Annotated in this window: 19 protein-coding genes and 1 other annotated feature; of the genes, 17 read left to right on the plus strand and 2 right to left on the minus strand. The window is 54.7% G+C overall.

Translation table 11 applies throughout. From position 1 onward, the window contains the following. The 13 genes from dnaA to ABLV78_RS00065 all read left to right on the plus strand — a co-directional run bounded on the left by dnaA (position 1) and on the right by ABLV78_RS00065 (position 16,044). On the plus strand, positions 1 to 1,401 hold the full coding sequence (gene dnaA, locus ABLV78_RS00005) for a chromosomal replication initiator protein DnaA (RefSeq protein ID WP_015703901.1): 1,401 nt from the start codon (positions 1 to 3) through the stop codon (positions 1,399 to 1,401). Between the two features lie 4 nt (positions 1,402 to 1,405). After that, positions 1,406 to 2,506: a DNA polymerase III subunit beta gene (dnaN, locus tag ABLV78_RS00010; RefSeq protein WP_045378110.1), complete on the plus strand. Its 1,101-nt coding sequence runs from the start codon at positions 1,406 to 1,408 to the stop codon at positions 2,504 to 2,506. Between the two features lie 207 nt (positions 2,507 to 2,713). Next, positions 2,714 to 3,787, plus strand: a complete 1,074-nt coding sequence (gene recF / locus ABLV78_RS00015) for a DNA replication/repair protein RecF (protein ID WP_045378107.1) — start codon at positions 2,714 to 2,716, stop codon at positions 3,785 to 3,787. 28 nt (positions 3,788 to 3,815) lie between these two features. Next, a complete protein-coding gene (gyrB, locus tag ABLV78_RS00020; RefSeq protein WP_032706564.1) occupies positions 3,816 to 6,230 on the plus strand; it encodes a DNA topoisomerase (ATP-hydrolyzing) subunit B in 2,415 nt (804 codons plus the stop codon). Between the two features lie 202 nt (positions 6,231 to 6,432). Further along, a complete protein-coding gene (gene yidA / locus ABLV78_RS00025; RefSeq protein ID WP_032715358.1) occupies positions 6,433 to 7,245 on the plus strand; it encodes a sugar-phosphatase in 813 nt (270 codons plus the stop codon). Between the two features lie 315 nt (positions 7,246 to 7,560). Then, complete coding sequence (locus tag ABLV78_RS00030) at positions 7,561 to 8,574, plus strand: hypothetical protein (protein WP_072251479.1); 1,014 nt, start codon at positions 7,561 to 7,563, stop codon at positions 8,572 to 8,574. Continuing rightward, complete coding sequence (locus ABLV78_RS00035; RefSeq protein WP_047044608.1) at positions 8,571 to 9,710, plus strand: BamA/TamA family outer membrane protein; 1,140 nt, start codon at positions 8,571 to 8,573, stop codon at positions 9,708 to 9,710. The genes ABLV78_RS00030 and ABLV78_RS00035 overlap by 4 nt, the downstream gene beginning before the upstream one ends. A gap of 233 nt (positions 9,711 to 9,943) precedes the next feature. After that, positions 9,944 to 10,633 carry a D-galactonate utilization transcriptional regulator DgoR gene (gene dgoR, locus ABLV78_RS00040; protein WP_015369039.1) on the plus strand — a complete coding sequence of 230 codons (690 nt, stop codon included), beginning with the start codon at positions 9,944 to 9,946 and terminating at the stop codon, positions 10,631 to 10,633. Then, positions 10,630 to 11,508: a 2-dehydro-3-deoxygalactonokinase gene (locus ABLV78_RS00045; RefSeq protein WP_047044611.1), complete on the plus strand. Its 879-nt coding sequence runs from the start codon at positions 10,630 to 10,632 to the stop codon at positions 11,506 to 11,508. Before dgoR ends, ABLV78_RS00045 begins: the two co-directional genes overlap by 4 nt. Further along, a complete protein-coding gene (locus ABLV78_RS00050) occupies positions 11,492 to 12,109 on the plus strand; it encodes a 2-dehydro-3-deoxy-6-phosphogalactonate aldolase (RefSeq protein WP_004181595.1) in 618 nt (205 codons plus the stop codon). Before ABLV78_RS00045 ends, ABLV78_RS00050 begins: the two co-directional genes overlap by 17 nt. Next, entirely contained in the window at positions 12,106 to 13,254 is a 1,149-nt protein-coding gene (gene dgoD, locus ABLV78_RS00055; protein ID WP_016946147.1) for a galactonate dehydratase, read from the plus strand. Before ABLV78_RS00050 ends, dgoD begins: the two co-directional genes overlap by 4 nt. A 174-nt stretch (positions 13,255 to 13,428) precedes the next feature. Next, positions 13,429 to 14,766: an MFS transporter gene (locus tag ABLV78_RS00060; protein WP_032706561.1), complete on the plus strand. Its 1,338-nt coding sequence runs from the start codon at positions 13,429 to 13,431 to the stop codon at positions 14,764 to 14,766. Between the two features lie 51 nt (positions 14,767 to 14,817). Next, positions 14,818 to 16,044 (plus strand): YidR family protein, encoded by a 1,227-nt coding sequence (locus tag ABLV78_RS00065; RefSeq protein WP_047044616.1) that lies wholly within the window; start codon positions 14,818 to 14,820, stop codon positions 16,042 to 16,044. 1 nt (position 16,045) lies between these two features. Here ABLV78_RS00065 and ABLV78_RS00070 read toward each other — a convergent pair whose 3' ends face one another. Further along, positions 16,046 to 16,375, minus strand: a complete 330-nt coding sequence (locus tag ABLV78_RS00070) for a YceK/YidQ family lipoprotein (protein WP_020077625.1) — start codon at positions 16,373 to 16,375, stop codon at positions 16,046 to 16,048. 233 nt (positions 16,376 to 16,608) lie between these two features. Beyond that, positions 16,609 to 16,683: a sequence feature (ROSE (Repression Of Heat Shock gene Expression) occurs in the 5'-region of heat shock genes and acts as an RNA thermometer to modulate expression.), on the plus strand. Here ABLV78_RS00070 and ibpA point away from each other — a divergent pair. The 4 genes from ibpA (at position 16,677) to ABLV78_RS00090 (ending at position 20,663) form a co-directional block, all read left to right on the plus strand. Next, entirely contained in the window at positions 16,677 to 17,090 is a 414-nt protein-coding gene (ibpA, locus tag ABLV78_RS00075; protein WP_015703892.1) for a small heat shock chaperone IbpA, read from the plus strand. It overlaps the preceding feature by 7 nt. 116 nt (positions 17,091 to 17,206) lie before the next feature. Then, positions 17,207 to 17,635 (plus strand): small heat shock chaperone IbpB, encoded by a 429-nt coding sequence (gene ibpB, locus ABLV78_RS00080; RefSeq protein WP_015369047.1) that lies wholly within the window; start codon positions 17,207 to 17,209, stop codon positions 17,633 to 17,635. 234 nt (positions 17,636 to 17,869) lie between these two features. Then, on the plus strand, positions 17,870 to 18,562 hold the full coding sequence (locus ABLV78_RS00085; RefSeq protein WP_047044619.1) for a hypothetical protein: 693 nt from the start codon (positions 17,870 to 17,872) through the stop codon (positions 18,560 to 18,562). A gap of 439 nt (positions 18,563 to 19,001) precedes the next feature. Next, positions 19,002 to 20,663 carry a putative transporter gene (locus ABLV78_RS00090; RefSeq protein ID WP_047044622.1) on the plus strand — a complete coding sequence of 554 codons (1,662 nt, stop codon included), beginning with the start codon at positions 19,002 to 19,004 and terminating at the stop codon, positions 20,661 to 20,663. On the opposite strand, the gene ABLV78_RS00095 is transcribed toward ABLV78_RS00090, so the two are convergent. Further along, on the minus strand, positions 20,631 to 21,377 hold the full coding sequence (locus ABLV78_RS00095) for a GntR family transcriptional regulator (RefSeq protein ID WP_015369049.1): 747 nt from the start codon (positions 21,375 to 21,377) through the stop codon (positions 20,631 to 20,633). The genes ABLV78_RS00090 and ABLV78_RS00095 overlap by 33 nt on opposite strands. Positions 21,378 to 21,653 lie beyond the last annotated feature (276 nt).

Genomic DNA, 21,653 nt, shown 5'->3' on the forward strand with positions numbered 1-21,653 from the left:
GTGTCACTTTCGCTTTGGCAGCAGTGTCTTGCCCGATTGCAGGATGAGTTACCAGCCACAGAATTCAGCATGTGGATCCGCCCATTGCAGGCGGAACTGAGCGATAACACGCTGGCACTGTATGCGCCAAACCGTTTTGTGCTCGATTGGGTAAGGGACAAATACCTTAATAATATCAATGGGCTCCTCAATGACTTTTGTGGTGCGGACGCCCCACAGCTGCGCTTTGAAGTGGGCGCGAAGCCTGCGGCGCCGTCCCACCAGGGTACGGCCAACGTCGCCACGGCGATCCCGGCCGCTCAGGTGCAAACCGCGCGCGTCGCGCCGGCTGTCGCCCGTCAGGGCTGGGATAACGTTCCGGCTCCGGCAGAGCCCACCTACCGTTCCAACGTCAACGTCAAGCATACGTTTGATAACTTCGTCGAAGGTAAATCTAACCAGCTGGCACGCGCGGCGGCGCGTCAGGTGGCCGATAACCCTGGCGGCGCGTATAACCCGCTGTTCCTATATGGCGGCACCGGTCTGGGTAAAACCCACCTGTTGCACGCCGTCGGCAACGGCATTGTGGCGCGTAAGCCAAATGCTAAAGTGGTCTATATGCACTCCGAGCGTTTCGTGCAGGACATGGTAAAAGCCCTGCAGAACAACGCCATCGAAGAATTTAAACGCTATTACCGCTCCGTTGACGCCCTGCTGATCGATGATATTCAGTTCTTCGCCAATAAAGAGCGTTCGCAGGAAGAGTTCTTCCACACCTTTAATGCCCTGCTGGAAGGTAATCAGCAGATCATCCTCACTTCGGATCGTTATCCAAAAGAGATCAACGGCGTTGAGGATCGTCTGAAATCGCGCTTTGGCTGGGGCCTGACGGTGGCGATCGAGCCGCCTGAGCTGGAAACCCGCGTTGCGATCCTGATGAAAAAAGCCGATGAGAACGACATCCGCCTGCCGGGCGAAGTCGCATTCTTTATCGCCAAGCGTCTGCGTTCGAATGTGCGTGAGCTGGAAGGGGCGCTGAACCGCGTCATTGCTAACGCCAACTTTACCGGCCGGGCTATCACCATTGATTTCGTGCGCGAAGCGCTGCGCGATTTACTGGCGCTGCAGGAAAAATTAGTCACCATCGACAATATTCAAAAGACGGTGGCGGAGTATTACAAGATTAAGGTAGCGGACCTGCTGTCCAAACGCCGCTCCCGTTCGGTGGCGCGCCCACGCCAGATGGCGATGGCGCTGGCCAAAGAGCTGACCAACCACAGCCTGCCGGAAATCGGCGATGCGTTTGGCGGCCGCGACCATACCACCGTGCTGCACGCCTGCCGTAAGATTGAGCAGTTGCGTGAAGAAAGCCACGACATTAAAGAAGATTTTTCCAATTTAATCAGAACATTATCCTCGTGACGCTATGAAATTTACCGTAGAACGTGAACATTTATTAAAACCGCTGCAACAGGTGAGCGGTCCGTTAGGTGGTCGTCCGACGCTGCCGATTCTCGGTAACCTGCTGCTTCAGGTCGCGGACGGCACGCTGTCGCTAACCGGTACCGATCTGGAAATGGAAATGGTCGCGCGCGTGTCGCTGATTCAGCCGCACGAAGCGGGCGCCACCACCGTTCCGGCGCGTAAATTCTTTGATATCTGCCGCGGCCTGCCAGAAGGCGCGGAGATCGCCGTGCAGCTTGAAGGCGACCGTATGCTGGTGCGCTCCGGCCGCAGCCGCTTCTCGCTGTCGACCCTGCCTGCCGCCGATTTCCCGAATCTCGACGACTGGCAGAGCGAAGTGGAATTTACCCTGCCGCAGGCGACGATGAAGCGCCTGATTGAAGCCACCCAGTTTTCGATGGCGCACCAGGACGTTCGTTACTACTTAAACGGCATGCTGTTTGAAACCGAAGGTAGCGAACTGCGCACCGTCGCCACCGACGGCCACCGTCTGGCGGTTTGTTCAATGCCTTTGGAAGAGTCGCTGCCGAACCATTCGGTGATCGTCCCGCGTAAAGGGGTGATTGAGCTGATGCGTATGCTCGACGGCGGCGATACGCCGCTGCGCGTGCAGATCGGCAGCAACAATATCCGCGCTCACGTCGGCGATTTTATCTTCACCTCGAAGCTGGTTGACGGCCGTTTCCCGGACTATCGCCGCGTATTGCCGAAAAACCCGGATAAACACCTTGATGCCGGCTGCGACATTCTCAAGCAGGCTTTCGCCCGCGCGGCAATCCTCTCGAACGAGAAATTCCGCGGCGTGCGGCTGTACGTCAGCGAGAACCAGCTGAAAATCACCGCTAACAACCCGGAACAGGAAGAGGCGGAAGAGATCCTTGACGTGACCTACGCCGGAACGGAGATGGAGATTGGCTTCAACGTTAGCTATGTGCTGGATGTGCTCAATGCGCTGAAATGCGAGAATGTGCGCATTCTGCTGACGGATTCCGTATCGAGCGTGCAGATTGAGGATGCGGCTTCACAATCCGCCGCCTATGTTGTTATGCCTATGAGATTGTAGAATCTGCAAAGGGGCTGGTTTACTTGCCATTTCGCCTTCCGGCAGTGCTCGACAAAACGCTATGCGTTTTGGACGTCTGTAAGACGGTCCGAAGGACGAGCGGAGCGAGCAAATGCTCACGTACTTCGTGTACGCTCCGCTTTCTGCGCGCTGGCGGTAGACGAACTGGCTGCGACACCCACGCCCCTTGAATGATGACGAGTTGATATGTCGCTATCCCGACTCCTGATCAAAGATTTCCGCAATATTGAAAATGCGGATCTCGCTTTATCCCCCAGCTTTAACTTCCTGGTTGGCGCAAACGGCAGCGGCAAAACCAGCGTGCTGGAAGCTATCTATACGCTCGGCCACGGTCGGGCGTTTCGTAGTTTGCAAATTGGCCGGGTGATTCGCCACGAGCAGGATTCGTTTGTCCTGCACGGGCGTTTACAGGGCGAAGAGCGCGAAACCGCCATTGGCCTGACCAAAGACAAACAGGGCGACAGCAAGGTGCGTATCGACGGCACCGATGGCCACAAGGTGGCGGAACTGGCGCACCTGATGCCGATGCAGCTGATCACGCCGGAGGGGTTTACTTTACTCAACGGCGGCCCCAAATACAGAAGAGCGTTCATTGATTGGGGATGCTTTCATAACGAAGCCGGATTCTTCACTGCCTGGAGCAACCTGAAGCGCCTGCTGAAACAGCGCAACGCCGCGCTGCGCCAGGTGAGCCGCTATGCGCAACTGCGGCCGTGGGACCTGGAATTAATCCCGCTGGCGGAACAAATCAGCCGCTGGCGTGCCGAATACAGCGCCGCTATTGTCGAAGACATGGCGGATACCTGTCAGCAATTTTTACCGGAATTCACCCTCACCTTCTCTTTCCAGCGCGGCTGGGAAAAAGAAACGGACTACGCCGAGGTGCTGGAGCGGAATTTCGAACGCGACAGAATGTTAACCTACACCGCCCACGGTCCGCATAAAGCGGATTTTCGCATTCGCGCCGATGGGGCGCCGGTGGAAGACACATTGTCGCGCGGGCAGCTTAAGCTGCTGATGTGCGCCCTACGACTGGCGCAGGGCGAGTTCCTGACCCGCGAAAGCGGGCGGCGCTGCCTGTACCTGATAGATGATTTTGCCTCGGAGCTTGACGATGCCCGGCGCGGGCTGCTTGCCAGCCGCTTAAAAGCCACGCAATCGCAGGTTTTCGTCAGCGCAATCAGCGCTGAACACGTAATGGACATGTCGGACAAAAATTCGAAGATGTTCACCGTGGAAAAGGGTAAAATAACGGATTAACCCAAGATTAAATGAGCGAGAAACGTTGATGTCGAATTCTTATGACTCCTCCAGTATCAAAGTCCTGAAAGGGCTGGATGCGGTGCGTAAGCGCCCGGGTATGTATATCGGCGACACGGATGACGGCACCGGTCTGCACCACATGGTATTCGAGGTTGTGGATAACGCTATCGACGAAGCGCTCGCAGGTTACTGTAAAGACATCGTTGTTACTATCCACAGCGATAACTCCGTCTCCGTACAGGATGACGGTCGCGGCATCCCAACCGGCATTCACCCGGAAGAGGGCGTCTCCGCGGCGGAAGTTATCATGACCGTCCTGCACGCCGGCGGTAAATTCGATGATAACTCCTATAAAGTGTCCGGCGGTCTGCACGGCGTAGGCGTCTCGGTGGTTAACGCCCTGTCGCAGAAGCTGGAGCTGGTTATCCAACGCGATAACAAAGTCCACAAACAAATTTATGAGCACGGCGTGCCGCAGGCGCCGCTGGCGGTAACCGGCGAAACCGAAAGCACCGGTACCATGGTGCGTTTCTGGCCAAGCCTGGAAACCTTCACCAACGTCACTGAATTCGAATACGAAATCCTGGCGAAACGTCTGCGCGAGCTGTCGTTCCTGAACTCCGGGGTCTCTATCCGCCTGCGCGATAAGCGCGACGGCAAAGAAGACCATTTCCACTACGAAGGCGGCATCAAGGCGTTTGTTGAATATCTCAACAAGAACAAAACGCCGATCCACCCGAATATCTTCTATTTCTCCACCGAAAAAGACGGTATTGGCGTTGAAGTGGCGCTGCAGTGGAACGACGGTTTCCAGGAAAACATCTACTGCTTTACCAACAACATTCCGCAGCGCGACGGCGGTACTCACCTGGCGGGCTTCCGCGCGGCGATGACCCGTACCCTGAACGCCTACATGGATAAAGAAGGCTACAGCAAAAAAGCGAAAGTCAGCGCCACCGGCGACGATGCGCGTGAAGGCCTGATTGCCGTGGTTTCCGTGAAGGTGCCGGATCCGAAGTTCTCCTCTCAGACCAAAGACAAGCTGGTCTCCTCCGAGGTGAAATCGGCGGTTGAACAGCAGATGAACGAACTGCTGAGCGAATACCTGCTGGAAAACCCGTCCGATGCGAAAATCGTGGTCGGCAAAATTATCGACGCCGCGCGCGCCCGTGAAGCCGCGCGTCGCGCCCGTGAAATGACCCGTCGTAAAGGCGCGCTTGACCTGGCAGGCCTGCCGGGCAAACTGGCGGATTGCCAGGAACGCGACCCGGCGCTGTCTGAACTGTACCTCGTGGAAGGGGACTCCGCGGGCGGCTCTGCGAAACAGGGCCGTAACCGTAAGAACCAGGCTATCCTGCCGCTGAAGGGTAAAATCCTTAACGTCGAGAAAGCCCGCTTCGATAAAATGCTCTCTTCTCAGGAAGTGGCCACGCTGATTACCGCGCTGGGCTGCGGCATCGGCCGCGATGAGTACAACCCGGATAAGCTGCGTTATCACAGCATCATCATCATGACCGATGCGGACGTCGACGGCTCGCACATTCGTACCCTGCTGTTGACCTTCTTCTATCGTCAGATGCCGGAAATCGTGGAGCGCGGTCACGTTTACATTGCTCAGCCGCCGCTGTACAAAGTGAAGAAAGGCAAGCAGGAACAGTACATTAAAGACGACGAAGCGATGGATCAGTACCAGATCTCCATCGCGCTCGACGGCGCGACCCTGCACACCAACGCCAGCGCACCGGCCTTAGCCGGCGAGTCTCTGGAAAAACTGGTGGCCGAGTACAACGCGACGCAGAAAATGATTGGCCGCATGGAGCGCCGTTTCCCGAAAGCGATGCTCAAAGAGCTTATCTATCAGCCGACGCTGGCCGAAGCCGATCTGAGCAACGAGCAGACCGTCACCCGCTGGATTAACCAGCTGATCAGCGAGCTGAACGAAAAAGAGCAGCACGGCAGCCAGTGGAAGTTTGATATTCGTGAAAACAGCGAACTGCAGCAGTTCGAGCCGATCGTGCGCGTGCGTACCCACGGCGTCGATACCGACTACCCGTTGGATAACGAGTTCATCACCGGCGCGGAATACCGCCGCATCTGCACCCTCGGCGAGAAGCTGCGCGGGCTTATCGAAGACGACGCGTTTATCGAACGCGGCGAGCGCCGCCAGCCGGTAGCCAGCTTCGAACAGGCGCTCGACTGGCTGGTTAAAGAGTCGCGTCGCGGCCTCTCTATCCAGCGTTATAAAGGTCTGGGCGAGATGAACCCGGATCAGCTGTGGGAAACCACCATGGATCCAGACAGCCGCCGCATGCTTCGCGTCACCGTGAAGGATGCGATTGCCGCCGACCAGCTGTTCACCACCCTGATGGGCGATGCCGTTGAACCGCGTCGCGCCTTTATCGAAGAGAACGCCCTGAAAGCGGCGAACATCGATATCTAAGCCTGTATTTCCCCGGTGACATGATGTCTACCGGGGCTACGGTTTTGCTAAACCCGGTACGCGTTGCGCTGCCGGGTTTTTCTTTTGCGGCAAAAGGGGAATCCGCCTGCGCAATCCATCCTCGTTTTCTCCCGCTGCGAGAGCTGTTTTTTGAGCGGAATCGCGTTAGCATGAGTGAAGACTCATCTTACCCGGGGATCCCATGGCTATTAAACTGATTGCAATTGATATGGACGGCACGCTGTTGCTGCCGGACCATACCATTTCTCCGGCGGTGAAAACCGCCATCGCGGCAGCACGCGCCCGCGGCGTTAACGTGGTGCTGACGACCGGCCGCCCGTACGCTGGTGTCCATAGCTACCTGAAAGAGCTGCACATGGAACAGCCGGGCGACTACTGCATCACCTATAACGGCGCGCTGGTTCAGAAAGCCAGCGACGGCAGCACCGTGGCGCAAACGGCGTTAAGCTACGATGATTATCGCTTCCTTGAGCAACTCTCTCGCGAAGTTGGCTCGCACTTCCACGCGCTCGATCGTAATACGCTCTATACCGCGAACCGCGATATCAGCTACTACACGGTGCATGAATCCTACGTGGCGACCATTCCGCTGGTATTCTGCGAAGCAGAAAAGATGGACCGTAATATTCAGCTGCTGAAAGTGATGATGATCGATGAGCCTGCCGTTCTCGATCGGGCTATCGCCCGTATTCCGGCGGAAGTGAAAGAGAAGTATACCGTGCTGAAAAGTGCGCCGTACTTCCTCGAAATCCTCGATAAACGCGTCAATAAAGGCACCGGCGTGAAGTCGCTGGCCGATACGCTGGGCATCAAGCCGGAAGAAATTATGGCGATTGGCGATCAGGAAAATGATATCGCGATGATTGAATTCGCCGGCGTCGGCGTGGCGATGGATAACGCTATCCCGACCGTTAAAGAAGCGGCGAATTTCGTCACCAAATCGAACCTTGAAGATGGCGTTGCCTTCGCCATTGAAAAATACGTTTTAGCCTAAGCGCATTTCGGGCCCGGAATTCTCCGGGCCTCAGACTGCTGACAAAGAAGGAAAAAGCGTGGTTTTTCCTTCTTTGTGGTTATCAACCGAAAATCAATAAATTGATTTTCCATGTTTTTTGTCTGGTGCAATCTGTAAGTGCAACGGTTGCATGAGGTTTGTCATCAATCTCAGGCCCGGAATTCTCCGGGCCTGTCTTCTCTTTTTTCATGAATAGATGTTAATCCGCATTTAAATCCCTTAATCAGTATCCGGGATTCTATAAGCTACCCGCCCCCTTTTAACAATACGTTAATAACTAACATCATATTTCCTATGAATAAAAATCACTTTTTGATGTTGGTTGCGCTGCCTTTCTCCTCTCTTCAGGTCTGCGCGGCCGCAGAACCAACAACCCAACTTGAACCCGTATACGCCTGGCACGATAGCGAACCGGCGGATCTGCCCGCGCCTGACAATAGTCAGGCCGCGGCGCCGGAATCGACATCGGTATTGCCCTTTTTAGGTGATGAAGCCAGAAAACACGGCTACGTCCTGCCGCTGCCGTTTGGCGTCGGCGTTAACTATATGGATATGCGGCAAAATATTAATGTCGATAGCATTAATTTTACCGGCTTATCGTTAGGTAATTTTTCACTGGATAACGCCTTCCAGATTGGCGTCGGTAATACGCGGGAAAGCAGTAAAACCGAGACCCTTAAGCTGGATGCCTGGCTGCTGCCGTTTATGAACGTCTATGGCCTGGTTGGACATACTAAAGGCCATTCTATCTCGCAAATCGCCGTCGGTCTGAAAGGGCCGAATGGTAAAGTAGTACCTATGCCAGGTATGCAGGATCTTGATTTTCGTCTTGATTTTAAAGGCACTACCTACGGCGTCGGTACCACGCTGGTGGGCGGCGTCGGCAACTGGTTCACGGTATTAGATGCCAACTATACGCAGACGCGTTTTGATATTCTCGACGGCAGCATTGATGCTTTTACCTTTTCGCCGCGTTTGGGCTATCGTTTCAATACGCCGTCGGTAGATGCGCTGCATCTGCCGAACGGGAAGCTGAATGTCTGGGTAGGCAGTATGTATCAGGATGTGCAGCAGGAATTTAAGGGCAGCCTGAACGATCTGTCGATGCCGTCGACGATGCTGCAAAACATGGTCAATCTTGCCAACAAGAACGGCAACGGTCGCTTTGATGTGAAACAGCATCTGCAGTCGCCGTGGAACGTGCTGGTGGGCGCGCAGTATGAGATGACCCGGAACTTTAATATCACTACGGAGTTTGGTTTTGCCGAACGTAACAGCTTCTTTATCGCCGGCGAGTATCGCTTTTGAGCCGACCGTTTAACCCTATCCTGCTGTTGCTAACATGCCTTGTTATTGGGCAGGCGCAGGCGCAGGCGCTCAGCCGCGAAAAAATCGACGGCTGGTTGCAGAGCCTTGGCGCCAGCGACAAGTTTGACGCCAGCAAAGGCATCGACTGGGGCGTCATGCCGGGGCCATTTTATACGCCGGAGCTGGGGCTTGGGCTGGGTACGGCGGTCGTTGGCATGTATCGCCCGGACCCAAGTGACACCATCAGCCAGAACTCCACGCTGACGCTTAGCGGCTACGTTAGCTCCACCGGCGCATTTGGCCTCAGCGTTAAAAACTATGCTTTTTTCGACAACGATTTGTGGCGGGTATTTGTTGAAGGCTCGATGGCCAACACGCCGACATACTACTGGGGACAAGGTTTTCACGCCGGCGACAAAGACAATGAGAAAGAAAAATATACCGCCCAGGTGCTGACCCTGCGCCCGATGGTCTACCGGCAGCTCATCGATAATGTTTATCTGGGAGCGGGGTGGTCGCTGGCGGCGCAAAATGCCGATGAGATGGACCATGACGATCTGCCGAAAATAGAAAACACCCCACAGGGGCCGTCGGTATTCAGCTCCGGCGCCAGTATTGATATCAACTGGGACGATCGCGATTTTGTCCCCAACCCACGCAAGGGCCAGTATGCCGATTTTCGCTATACCCACTATGCGCCGGGACTCGGCAGCGACACGCGATTTGATGAGTTTCGCCTGCACTACAGCCGCTATCAGGCCCTGAGCGATAAAAGCGTGCTGGCCTGGGAAGCGGATGGCACCTTCACCCAGGGCGATGTGCCGTGGAGCATGATGCCGCTACTCGGCAGCGATGAACGTATGCGCGGCTATTACCAGGGGCGCTACCGCGATAAAAACGTGGTCAGCTCTCAGCTTGAATACCGTCGTCAGTTGACGTGGCGACACGGCGTTGTTGCCTGGGTCGGCGCGGGCACCATGGGGCCATCCATTGATTCACTGAATGATGGACGCTGGCTACCTTCGGCGGGCGTCGGCTACCGCTTTGAATTCAAACCTCGCGTTAATATTCGCCTCGACTACGGTATCGGTAAGGGCAGCAGCGGCTTTTACTTCCAGGTCGGCGAAGCGTTCTAACTCTTATTTACCCTCCTTTCCTGCTTTGACGGCGCCATCTGTCGTGGTCACAGGCATTTTTATTTTTATGGGTTGTTCTTTTTGTGATCTAAATTGTAGTACAACACAATCATGTTGTACTACATTGAACTCATGACGACGACGCCTGACATCACGCTAGTAGTACAAAAGTGAGGCGAAATTCGACAGCGACGGTAAAGTAGAGCAGTACACATAGAGCATAAGGACTCTCCATGACTCTCAATAAAACCGATCGCATCGTGATCACGCTGGGCAAACAGATTGTCAGCGGTAAGTACGTACCGGGTTCGGCGCTACCGGCCGAAGCGGAACTGTGTGAAGAGTTTGAAACTTCGCGCAACATCATCCGCGAAGTGTTTCGCTCGCTAATGGCGAAGCGGCTGATCGAAATGAAGCGTTATCGCGGCGCGTTTGTCGCTCCCAGAAACCAGTGGAACTACCTCGATACTGAGGTTCTGCAGTGGGTACTGGAAAATGATTATGACCCGCGTCTTATCAGCGCGATGAGTGAAGTGCGTAATCTGGTAGAGCCCGCCATTGCACGCTGGGCGGCGGAACGCGCCACCTCAAGCGATCTAGCGGAAATCGAGTCGGCGCTCAATGACATGATCGCCAACAACCAAAACCGGGATGCCTTTAACGAGGCCGATATTCGTTACCACGAAGCGGTGCTGCAGTCAGTACATAACCCGGTTTTGCAGCAGCTTAGCGTGGCGATCAGTTCGCTGCAGCGGGCGGTATTTGAACGGACCTGGATGGGCGATGAAGGCAACATGCCAAAAACCCTCCAGGAACATAAAGCGCTATTTGACGCCATTCGGCATCAGGATAGCGACGCGGCGGAGCAGGCGGCGTTGACGATGATCGCCAGCTCGACACGAAGGCTCAAGGAAATCACATGACGGCTCGCTACATCGCAATAGATTGGGGATCGACGAATTTACGCGCCTGGCTTTATCAGGGCGAAGAATGCCTGGAAAGCAGGCAATCTGAAGCAGGCGTAACGCGCCTGAACGGTCGCTCTCCCGCTGCGGTGTTAGCGGAAATTACCCAACACTGGCGCGATGGCGCCACACCGGTGGTGATGGCAGGTATGGTTGGCAGCAACGTGGGCTGGAAAATCGCCCCCTATTTGCCGCTTCCTGCCGCTTTCTCGGACATTGGCCAGCAGTTAACTGCCGTTGGCGACAATATCTGGATAATTCCCGGTCTTTGCGTTTCCCGTGACGATAACCATAACGTCATGCGTGGAGAAGAAACGCAACTGCTGGGCGCACGCGCCTTAGCGCCTTCATCTGTCTACGTGATGCCGGGAACCCACTGCAAGTGGGTACTGGCCGATCGCCTGCAAATTCACGATTTTCGTACCGTTTTGACCGGTGAGTTGCATCATCTGTTGCTTCAGCACTCGCTGGTGGGCGCCGGCTTACCGCCGCAGGAGACGGCCACCGACGCATTCGCGGCCGGTCTGCAGCGCGGTATCAACAACCCCGCCGTCCTGCCGCAGCTGTTTGAAGTTCGCGCTTCGCATGTGCTGGGCGCGCTGCCTCGCGAGCAGGTTAGCGAATTTCTTTCCGGCCTGCTGATTGGCGCTGAAGTTGCCACCCTCAGCGACACGTTCGCCGGGCAGCAGGCTATTAGCCTTGTCGCCGGGTCATCGTTAACGTCCCGCTATCAGCAGGCATTTGCCGCCATTGGCCGCGAAGTCACCGCGGTTGCGGGCGATACGGCATTTCAGACAGGAATAAGGAGCATCGCTTATGCAGTGGCAAACTAACCTTCCGCTTATCGCTATCCTGCGCGGTATTACGCCAGACGAGGCGCTGGCTCACGTTGGCGCCGTTATCGACGCCGGTTTCGACGCGGTCGAAATCCCGCTGAACTCGCCGCAGTGGGAGAAGAGTATTCCGCAGGTCGTCGACGCTTACGGCGAGCAGGCGCTTATCGGTGCGGGCACCGTGCTGCAACCGGAACAGGTCGACAGGCTGGCGGCCATGGGCTGTCGGCTGATTGTTACGCCAAACATTCAACCGGAAGTGATCCGGCGTGCGGTGGGTTACGGCATGACCGTGTGCCCAGGCTGCGCCACCGCCAGCGAAGCCTTCAGCGCCTTGGATGCTGGCGCGCAGGCGCTGAAAATTTTCCCGTCATCGGCTTTTGGCCCGGATTACATCAAAGCGTTGAAAGCCGTGCTACCGCCGGAGGTTCCGGTCTTTGCCGTCGGCGGCGTGACGCCGGAAAACCTGGCGCAGTGGATTAATGCCGGCTGTGTGGGGGCAGGGCTGGGTAGCGATCTCTATCGCGCCGGCCAGCCGGTTGAACGTACCGCGCAGCAGGCAGCCGCATTCGTAAAAGCGTATCGAGAGGCAGTGAAATGAAAATAACCAACATCACCACGTACCGTTTACCCCCACGCTGGATGTTCCTGAAAATTGAAACCGATGAAGGCATCGTCGGCTGGGGCGAACCGGTGATTGAAGGGCGCGCCCGCACGGTAGAGGCGGCCGTTCATGAATTTGGCGACTATCTGATTGGCCAGGATCCGGCGCGGATTAATGACCTGTGGCAGGTGATGTACCGCGGCGGCTTTTACCGCGGCGGCCCGATTATGATGAGCGCCATCGCCGGTATTGACCAGGCATTATGGGATATTAAAGGTAAGGTCCTGAATGCCCCGGTCTGGCAACTGATGGGCGGGCTGGTGCGCGACAAAATTAAAGCCTACAGCTGGGTGGGCGGCGACCGCCCCGCCGAAGTGATTGACGGGATTAAGAAACTGCGCGGCATTGGTTTCGACACCTTTAAATTAAACGGCTGCGAAGAGATGGGGCTCATCGATAATTCCCGCGCGGTTGATGCGGCGGTGAATACCGTGGCGCAAATCCGCGAAGCGTTTGGCAATGAAATTGAGTTTGGTCTCGATTTTCATGGCCGCGTTAGCGCGCCGATGGCTAAGGTATTAATTAAAGAGCTGGAGCCATATCGCCCGTTATTTATTGAGGAGCCGGTATTAGCCGAGCAGGCGGAATATTATCCACGGCTGGCGGCGCAAACGCATATTCCAATTGCCGCCGGCGAACGTATGTTCTCGCGCTTTGAATTTAAACGAGTACTGGAAGCGGGCGGGGTGGCTATTTTACAGCCCGATTTGTCGCACGCAGGCGGTATTACCGAATGCTATAAAATTGCCGGAATGGCGGAAGCCTATGACGTTGGGCTGGCGCCGCACTGCCCGCTGGGGCCGATCGCGCTGGCCGCTTGTCTGCACGTCGATTTCGTTTCACATAACGCGGTCTTCCAGGAGCAGAGCATGGGGATCCACTACAACAAAGGTGCAGAACTGCTTGATTTTGTGAAAAATAAAGAAGATTTCAATATGGAAGGCGGCTTCTTTAAACCTCTGATGAAGCCGGGGCTGGGCGTAGAAATTGATGAGGCCCGCGTGATTGAGTTGAGTAAAAATGCGCCGGACTGGCGAAATCCGTTGTGGCGGTATGAGGATGGCTCTGTCGCCGAATGGTAAATGCTCTTCATATTTCACGCCACAGGTGCGTTGGCTGCGATTGCGCACCCCAGTCACTTACTAATGTAAGCTCCTGGGGATTTGCAATCTTGCCGCCTTCCTGCGACGTGAACTATTTAGAGCATTCGTAAGTAAAAAATAAAAAACAAAAACACCCTCTGTAAATTACCGGGCATGGTGAGCGGCTTCGCTATGCCCAAAATCTGGAGACAGATTGCGATGGATATTTCAGTTACCGCTGTAAAAACCGGGCGTCGCCGTTATCTGACGCTCATCATGATCTTTATTACCGTGGTTATTTGTTATGTTGACCGCGCCAACCTCGCCGTCGCCTCGGCGCATATTCAGGAGGAGTTTGGTATTAGCAAAGCGGAAATGGGCTACGTATTTTCCGCCTTTGCCTGGCTGTATACCCTCTGTCAGATCCCTGGCGGTTGGTTCCTTGACCGCGTGGGATCCAGACTCACCTACTTTATCGCTATATTTGGCTGGTCGGTGGCGACGTTGCTACAAGGTTTCGCCACCGGCTTAATGTCGCTGATTGGTTTACGCGCCATTACCGGCATCTTCGAAGCGCCAGCCTTCCCGACCAATAACCGCATGGTGACTAGTTGGTTCCCGGAGCACGAACGCGCCTCCGCCGTCGGGTTTTATACCTCGGGGCAATTTGTGGGCCTGGCCTTCCTCACGCCGCTACTGATCTGGATCCAGGAGCTATTAAGCTGGCATTGGGTATTTATCGTTACCGGCGGTATCGGCATTATCTGGTCGTTAATCTGGTTTAAGGTTTATCAACCGCCGCGTCTGACTAAAAGCATCAGCAAAGCCGAACTCGACTATATCCGCGACGGCGGCGGCCTGGTGGATGGCGATGCGCCGCTGAAGAAAGAGGCGCGGCAACCGTTATCGAAAGCGGACTGGAAGCTGGTCTTTCACCGTAAGCTGGTTGGCGTTTACCTTGGGCAGTTTGCGGTTACCTCGACGCTGTGGTTCTTCCTGACCTGGTTCCCGAACTACTTAACCCAGGAAAAAGGCATTACCGCGCTGAAGGCCGGCTTTATGACCACGGTGCCCTTCCTCGCCGCGTTTTTTGGCGTCCTGCTCTCCGGCTGGTTGGCGGATAAGCTGGTGAAAAAAGGCTACTCGCTGGGCGTGGCGCGCAAAACGCCGATTATCTGCGGGCTGCTGATCTCCACCTGCATCATGGGGGCGAACTATACCAACGACCCCGTTTGGATCATGGCGTTGATGGCGCTGGCATTCTTCGGCAACGGTTTTGCATCTATCACCTGGTCGCTGGTCTCCTCCCTTGCGCCGATGCGCCTGATCGGCCTGACCGGTGGGGTCTTTAACTTTGTTGGCGGGCTGGGCGGCATCACCGTCCCGCTGGTGATTGGCTATCTGGCGCAGGATTACGGCTTTGGCCCGGCGCTGGTTTATATCTCCGTGGTGGCGCTGATAGGCGCGCTGTCTTATATCCTGCTGGTCGGCGATGTGAAACGTGTAGGCTAAATTTTGGCGATACGCTACCCTGATGCGTAAGTCTCGCATCAGGGTATCGTCATGAAACAAGTCACTTTTGCTTCCCGTCACCATCAGCTTACCAATATCAATACCTGGACCCCGGACAGCCAGTGGCTGGTTTTCGACGTGCGCCCGTCGGGGGCCTCTTTCACCGGCGAGACCATTGAACGGGTGAATATCCATAGCGGCGCCGTTGAAACGCTGTATCGCGCCGCTGACGGCGCCTGCGTTGGCGTGGTCACCGTGCACCCGACGCAAGATAAATACGTTTTTATTCACGGCCCGGAACATCCGGACGCCAACTGGCATTACGATTTTCATCACCGCCGCGGGGTGGTTAACTGGCAGGGTGAAACCCGCAATCTGGATGCGCTGGATATTACTGCGCCTTATACCCCCGGCGCGCTGCGCGGCGGCAGCCATGTTCATGTCTTCAGCCCTGACGGCCAGTTCGTTAGCTTCACGTATAACGACCACGTACTGCATGAGTACGATCCGGCGCTGGATCTGCGCAACGTTGGCGTAGCCGCGCCCTATGGCCCGGTGAGCCCGCAGGGCGCCCATCCCCGCGAATATGCCGGCAGCCACTGGTGCGTGCTGGTAAGCCGTACCACGGCGAACCCAGGACCCGGCAGCGATGAGATCAATCGCGCTTATGAAGAGGGATGGGTCGGCAATCATGCATTAGCGTTTATCGGCGATACGCTGGCGGAAAACGGCGACAAAGTGCCTGAACTGTTTATTGTGACGCTGCCCCGGGATGAGGCAGGGTGGAAGCGGCAGGGCGATGCGCCGCTGACCGGAAGTGCAACGACGATGCCCGCGCCGCCGGCAGGCGTCAGCCAGCGTCGTTTGACCTTTACCCACCAGCGCCGCTATCCGGGGCTGGTGAATGTGCCGCGCCATTGGGTACGCGCCAATCCGCAGGCCACCGAGATCGCCTTTCTGATGCGTGATGATGCAGGCGTTGTACAGCTGTGGCTTATCCCGGCTGCGGGCGGCGAGCCGCGTCAGTTAACACATACTGCTACGGGGATTCAGTCGGCATTTAACTGGCATCCATCGGGCGCGTGGCTGGGATGCGTGGTGGAAAACAAAATCGCGCTCTGCGATGCCCGCAGCGGCGCGGTAAGTTATTTGACGACCGATCGCGAAAATCCGCCGTCCGCGGATGCCGTCGTATTTTCGCCGGATGGCAAATACCTGGCGTGGATGGAAGACGTCGACGGTTATCGCCAGTTGTGGATAACCGAAACGCAGCGCTAGCTTAGCGCGAAGGCATTGGCGCTGGCGGGATAACGGAGTTGGTCGCCAGCGTCTCCTGCTCGCTTTTCTCGACGCGCGATTTTACCGAGCTGTCGGTGCGGAACATATCCCACGGCAGCAGTAGCGTGTCCATGACCGCGGTGAACGGCATATCGAGGGCCACCAGCGATTTCACGCCCCAGTTGGTGTCGTCGTCGCCCAGCGTATGGGCGCTGGAGCGCGTGCCTGGGTAGGTTCCTTCCTTGCCGCCGGTATGCGACATTACGCTGGAGCAACCGCCCACACTAATCATCCCGCTGAACAGGACCAGCTTTAACAATCCGCTTTTCATCACTCTTCCGTCATTTTATCGGGGTTACTTCGGTTATAACGAGCCGTCCCGTGAATGCCTAGCGTTATTGCACTGCACTGTGGCGAGTATCGCACTTTGCCTTTTGTGCTTTGCAACCAGTCTAAGCATTCGCCAGCAAACTGCAAAAAAATTTGGCCGAAAAGGCCTTGAAAAGCGTCGGGGCACACCCATTTTAGTAGTGTCACCCAATGAGGATACGCCTGAGGGGTATTCCGGGTCATAACGGCTTGTCCATGATGGAAAGCCATTGAATTCTCGCTGATTTCAGGAGCTATTTACTATGCGTAATTTCGATCTCTCCCCGCTTTATCGTTCTGCTATTGGTTTCGACCGTCTGTTCAACCTGTTAGAAAATAATCAAAGCCAGGGCAACGGCGGCTACCCTCCGTATAACGTTGAATTAGTAGATGAAAACAATTACCGCATCGCGATTGCCGTCGCCGGTTTTGCGGAAAGCGAATTAGAGATAACCGCGCAAGACAATCTTCTGGTGGTGAAAGGCTCCCATGCCGCCGAGCAGAAAGAGCGCACCTACCTGTACCAGGGGATCGCGGAGCGCAACTTCGAGCGTAAATTCCAGCTCGCCGATAACATTCATATTCGCGGCGCTAACCTGGTCAACGGCCTGTTGTATATCGATCTGGAACGTGTGATTCCGGAAGCGAACAAACCGCGCCGTATCGAAATTAACTAATTGCACGCTTCAGGCCGCGCGGCGGCCTGAATAAACAACTTGCTCGCCGTCAGGGAGCAGATGCGAATTCGCTGAATTCGCAGGTACCTACTCGCTTCTCAGAAGGAGAAAACACTATGCGTAACTACGATTTATCCCCACTGCTGCGTCAATGGATCGGTTTTGACAAACTGGCTAACGCCCTGCAAACCGCCGGTGAAAGCCAAACCTTCCCGCCCTATAACATCGAAAAAAGCGACGATAACCATTACCGCATTACCCTCGCGGTAGCCGGGTTCCGTCAGGAAGATTTGGATATTCAGCTGGAAGGTACGCGTCTGACCGTTAAAGGCACGCCGCAGGCGGCTGAAAAAGAGACCAAATGGCTGCATCAGGGGCTGGTGAATCAGGCCTTCAGCCTGAGTTTCACCCTCGCGGATAATATGGAAGTCTCCGGCGCCACCTTTACCAATGGCTTATTGCATATCGACTTAACCCGCCACGAGCCGGAAGTCGCCGCCCCGCAGCGTATCGCCATTAGCGAGCGCCCGGCACTGAATAGTTAATTAAGCCACATCGCTTTCAAGCCCCGATAATTCGGGGCTTTTTTGTGCGTGAAAGCGCATTAAATCACCTTGCTGCAACAGATTTTTCAGTTTAAAAACGAATGCTTGCCATATAGGCTTACTAAAACAAGGGATATGTTATGAATGAACGGCAGTCACTTGAAGTGAGGGGAGCGGCCACCCGTTCCAGTGATGCTGTTAACAGCTATTATGATAAATGAAGCAAGGAGCGATATGTACTACCGGAATGAAGTTCAGGGATATTTTAAAAATAATAGAATCTTAGCTTTGAAATTTGATAGGGCTCTGTCCAGTGTCAGAGTGGGGGTGTCAAATCAGATTGAAATGATAGGTTCAGGAGCTAAAAGAGCGTTGTATTATTCCTCATGCTTTACCAGTGAATATCAGGATGTCTGCAAGCAACAAAAGCAAGAGGATATAAGATTTACAATAGGTCTTGGTCGTGTTATTGAAGGGGATAGTGTGGTTTTTGAAATGGTTAAGGTTTATTTTGATGAGATTTTTAAGTCCAAAACGACACAGCAATTAGAAAAAATAAAAAAAATCCTCATGACTGTAAATATTCACATAGCAGCAAGCACCTTGACACAACAGGGCTTTTCTCTGGGGGTGGCATCGGCTGTCGCAGTAAGTACAAATGTAAGCTTTAGCATGAGTGCATTAACCGGTCGGGCTGCTGGTATAGCTGTTGGGATTGCTGGAGTATATGGCATTGTACAAAAAGCTGCTGAGAGTGCTAATCAACTGCGCTCGCTTCATCCATGGTATTATTTTGCATTATATTCAAAGGGGCTGGAAATGATGTATTTTCTTGTCTCATCTATATTTGAAAAGGCCGGTGCATTTAGAGTGCATCAAATCTCTGATGATGATATTGCTGATATTATTAAACGAATGATTAGGTAGATGATATGGGGTTTGTTAAGTCACTTTTGAAACGGTTTTTTAAAACGTTAATATCAGCTTATGTTCCAGCTTTGTTGGTTGTTATATTCGCCGTTGTGTTTTTCAGATTTTTCCCTGAAGGTCCTGTTTGGCCTGTGGGGGTATTTGTTATTTTTATTATTTATGTCTTTGCCCGCTATGTTAAGTAGGATGTATTTTAATGATGAGGAGCTTCAATAACGATCGATTCAAAATCCGCAGGCCCCTCGAGTCTTCTACGCAAAGCGCACCTTGCAGCGGCGTCCCTACTGCGCCTGTCGAGTAAAAAGTGCTGCAAAAAAGAAAAATGCTCCCGAGTAGCGGAGCTACTCCGCAATTATTGTGCGCCATGCGGCATACAACCCACCCGGCAGCAGTCATAATCCCTGTTAATGATAATGTTATTCACAGGGAAAATAGTATGAGTGATATAGCATTGACCGTCAGCGTGTTGGCGCTGGTTGCGGTGGTGGGATTGTGGATCGGCAATGTCAAAATCCGCGGCGTTGGCTTTGGTATCGGCGGCGTGCTGTTTGGCGGCATTATCGTGGGCCACTTCGTGGATCAGGCAGGGATTACGCTGAGCAGCCCGATGCTGCATTTCATCCAGGAATTTGGCCTTATTCTCTTCGTTTATACCATCGGTATTCAGGTCGGTCCGGGCTTTTTTGCCTCGTTACGCGTCTCCGGTCTTAAGCTCAATCTGTTCGCGATCCTTATCGTCGTACTTGGCGGGCTGGTGACTGCGATCCTGCATAAACTGTTCAATATTCCGCTTCCGGTCGTTCTCGGCATCTTCTCTGGGGCGGTCACTAACACCCCCGCGCTTGGCGCCGGGCAGCAAATCCTGCGCGATCTTGGCCTGCCGTTTGATGTCGTCGATCAGATGGGGATGAGTTACGCGATGGCCTACCCGTTTGGTATCTGCGGCATTTTGCTGACCATGTGGCTGGTGCGGCTGTTCTTTCGTATCAATGTGGAAAAAGAGGCTCAGCAGTTTGATGAGAGCAGCGGTAACGGGCACGCTCATCTGCATACCATTAACGTGCGGGTGGAAAACCCGAATCTAAATAATATGGCGATTCAGGACGTGCCAATGCTCAACAGCGACAAAATTATCTGCTCGCGGTTGAAGCGCGATGAGCTATTGATGGTGCCGGCGCCGGCTACGCTTATCCAGCATGGCGACCTGCTGCACCTGGTCGGGCGGCCGGAAGATTTACATAACGCGCAACTGGTGATTGGTAAAGAAGTGGCGACTTCGCTCTCAACGCGCGGTACCGATCTCAAAGTGGAACGCGTGGTGGTCACTAACGAGAAGGTATTAGGGAAGAAAATCCGCGATCTGCACTTTAAACAACGCTATGACGTCGTGATCTCGCGGCTTAATCGCGCTGGGGTTGAGCTGGTGGCTAGCAGCCATGCCAGCCTGCAGTTTGGCGACATTCTTAACTTAGTTGGACGGCCTCAGGCCATTGACGCGGTGGCCAATGAACTCGGCAACGCGCAGCAAAAGCTGCAGCAGGTGCAGATGCTACCGGTGTTTATCGGCATTGGTCTCGGGGTACTGCTTGGTTCCATTCCGCTATTTATTCCCGGTTTCCCGGCGGCGTTAAAACTGGGGCTGGCCGGCGGGCCGCTGATTATGGCGCTCATCCTCGGGCGTATCGGCAGCATCGGTAAGCTGTACTGGTTTATGCCGCCGAGCGCCAACCTGGCGCTGCGCGAACTCGGTATTGTGCTGTTTCTGGCGGTGGTGGGGCTGAAATCCGGCGGCGATTTTGTCGACACCCTGCTCCACGGCGAGGGGCTCAGCTGGATAGCCTACGGTATTTTCATCACCGCTATCCCGCTGCTGACGGTGGGCATACTGGCGCGGATGCTGGCGAAGATGAACTATCTGACCCTCTGCGGCATGCTGGCGGGCTCAATGACCGACCCGCCGGCGCTGGCCTTCGCCAACAACCTGCACGCCACCAGCGGCGCGGCGGCGCTCTCCTACGCCACGGTTTATCCGCTGGTGATGTTCCTGCGGATAATCACCCCTCAACTACTGGCCGTGCTGTTCTGGGGGCTGAGTTAGCGGGCTCTGTGCCTGGACCCGGCGCAGGTGGTAATCCACCTGATACTCGCTGGCGTTGCGGAACATCACGGAATAGTTAAGAAACTCGCCGCTATCGCTGTAGGAAAGCGAGGTAATGCGCAGCAGCGGCGTCTGCTCCGGCACGTTCATTGAGCGTGCCAGCTGTTTATCCGCCAGTACCGGGGTGAGGGTTTCATAGTTGCCGCTGATGGTGATACCGCACTCTTTCTCGATATAGTCGAACTTCGACCCCTCCAGATGACCCAACGACAGATGGCGGAACAGTTTAACCGGCATATAACTGTCCTCCAGCATTAGCGGTTTACCATCGACGTAGCGCACCCGGCGTGAGAAATAGATCCGTTCATCAATTTTAATTCGCAGCTGACTGGCGATAGCCGGCGGCGCGGGCATCACTTCGAATATCAACACCTGACTCACCACTTCTTTACCCTGCTGGCGCAGAACTTCCGCCAGCCCGGTCAGGTTGCTGGTCTCATGGTGTACATCTTTGCGCGCGACATAGGTGCCGGAGCCGTGGCGGCGCACCACTAATCCACTTTCCACCAGCAGGTCAATGGCTTTGCGAATCGTCATGCGCGCCACGCCGAACTCCTGCGCCAGTTTTTTCTCGCCCGGTAACGGGCTGCCAATGTTGAAATCGGAAGAGTTGAGCCGTAAACGCAGTTTGTCAGCAATAGATTTGTAGATCACCAGTAGACCTCTATTCGTCATTGATGAATCAGCGATAGCCAGCTGACGTGAATTATAAAATTATAAAAAACAATAAATTAAAAACTATAAGTGACATTGATTTCGTCACCTCAATTCATCGTGTCTATGTTTTACGCAAAAAGTAGACAACATTGACCGAATTAAAACCATGAATGCGATCACGAATCGCAGCGGCGCAGCATGTTGCCGACGGGGCGAATTCCTATGCTCGAAGCAGGCCGGTAAAGAACAAAAAAAGGCCACTTACCCTACGAG

The sequence above is a fragment of the Klebsiella sp. CN_Kp075 genome (genome assembly GCF_040065055.2).
Lineage (GTDB): Bacteria > Pseudomonadota > Gammaproteobacteria > Enterobacterales > Enterobacteriaceae > Klebsiella > Klebsiella aerogenes.

What these genes read in the sequence shown, in the direction of transcription:
- dnaN (WP_045378110.1), top strand. Translation starts at nt 1,406, where the DNA reads ATGAAATTTACCGTAGAACGTGAACATTTATTAAAACCGCTGCAACAG.
- recF (WP_045378107.1), top strand. Translation starts at nt 2,714, where the DNA reads ATGTCGCTATCCCGACTCCTGATCAAAGATTTCCGCAATATTGAAAAT.
- gyrB (WP_032706564.1), top strand. Translation starts at nt 3,816, where the DNA reads ATGTCGAATTCTTATGACTCCTCCAGTATCAAAGTCCTGAAAGGGCTG.
- yidA (WP_032715358.1), top strand. Translation starts at nt 6,433, where the DNA reads ATGGCTATTAAACTGATTGCAATTGATATGGACGGCACGCTGTTGCTG.
- ABLV78_RS00030 (WP_072251479.1), top strand. Translation starts at nt 7,561, where the DNA reads ATGAATAAAAATCACTTTTTGATGTTGGTTGCGCTGCCTTTCTCCTCT.
- dgoR (WP_015369039.1), top strand. Translation starts at nt 9,944, where the DNA reads ATGACTCTCAATAAAACCGATCGCATCGTGATCACGCTGGGCAAACAG.
- ABLV78_RS00045 (WP_047044611.1), top strand. Translation starts at nt 10,630, where the DNA reads ATGACGGCTCGCTACATCGCAATAGATTGGGGATCGACGAATTTACGC.
- ABLV78_RS00050 (WP_004181595.1), top strand. Translation starts at nt 11,492, where the DNA reads ATGCAGTGGCAAACTAACCTTCCGCTTATCGCTATCCTGCGCGGTATT.
- dgoD (WP_016946147.1), top strand. Translation starts at nt 12,106, where the DNA reads ATGAAAATAACCAACATCACCACGTACCGTTTACCCCCACGCTGGATG.
- ABLV78_RS00060 (WP_032706561.1), top strand. Translation starts at nt 13,429, where the DNA reads ATGGTGAGCGGCTTCGCTATGCCCAAAATCTGGAGACAGATTGCGATG.
- ABLV78_RS00065 (WP_047044616.1), top strand. Translation starts at nt 14,818, where the DNA reads ATGAAACAAGTCACTTTTGCTTCCCGTCACCATCAGCTTACCAATATC.
- ABLV78_RS00070 (WP_020077625.1), bottom strand. Translation starts at nt 16,375, where the DNA reads ATGAAAAGCGGATTGTTAAAGCTGGTCCTGTTCAGCGGGATGATTAGT.
- ibpA (WP_015703892.1), top strand. Translation starts at nt 16,677, where the DNA reads ATGCGTAATTTCGATCTCTCCCCGCTTTATCGTTCTGCTATTGGTTTC.
- ibpB (WP_015369047.1), top strand. Translation starts at nt 17,207, where the DNA reads ATGCGTAACTACGATTTATCCCCACTGCTGCGTCAATGGATCGGTTTT.
- ABLV78_RS00085 (WP_047044619.1), top strand. Translation starts at nt 17,870, where the DNA reads ATGTACTACCGGAATGAAGTTCAGGGATATTTTAAAAATAATAGAATC.
- ABLV78_RS00090 (WP_047044622.1), top strand. Translation starts at nt 19,002, where the DNA reads ATGAGTGATATAGCATTGACCGTCAGCGTGTTGGCGCTGGTTGCGGTG.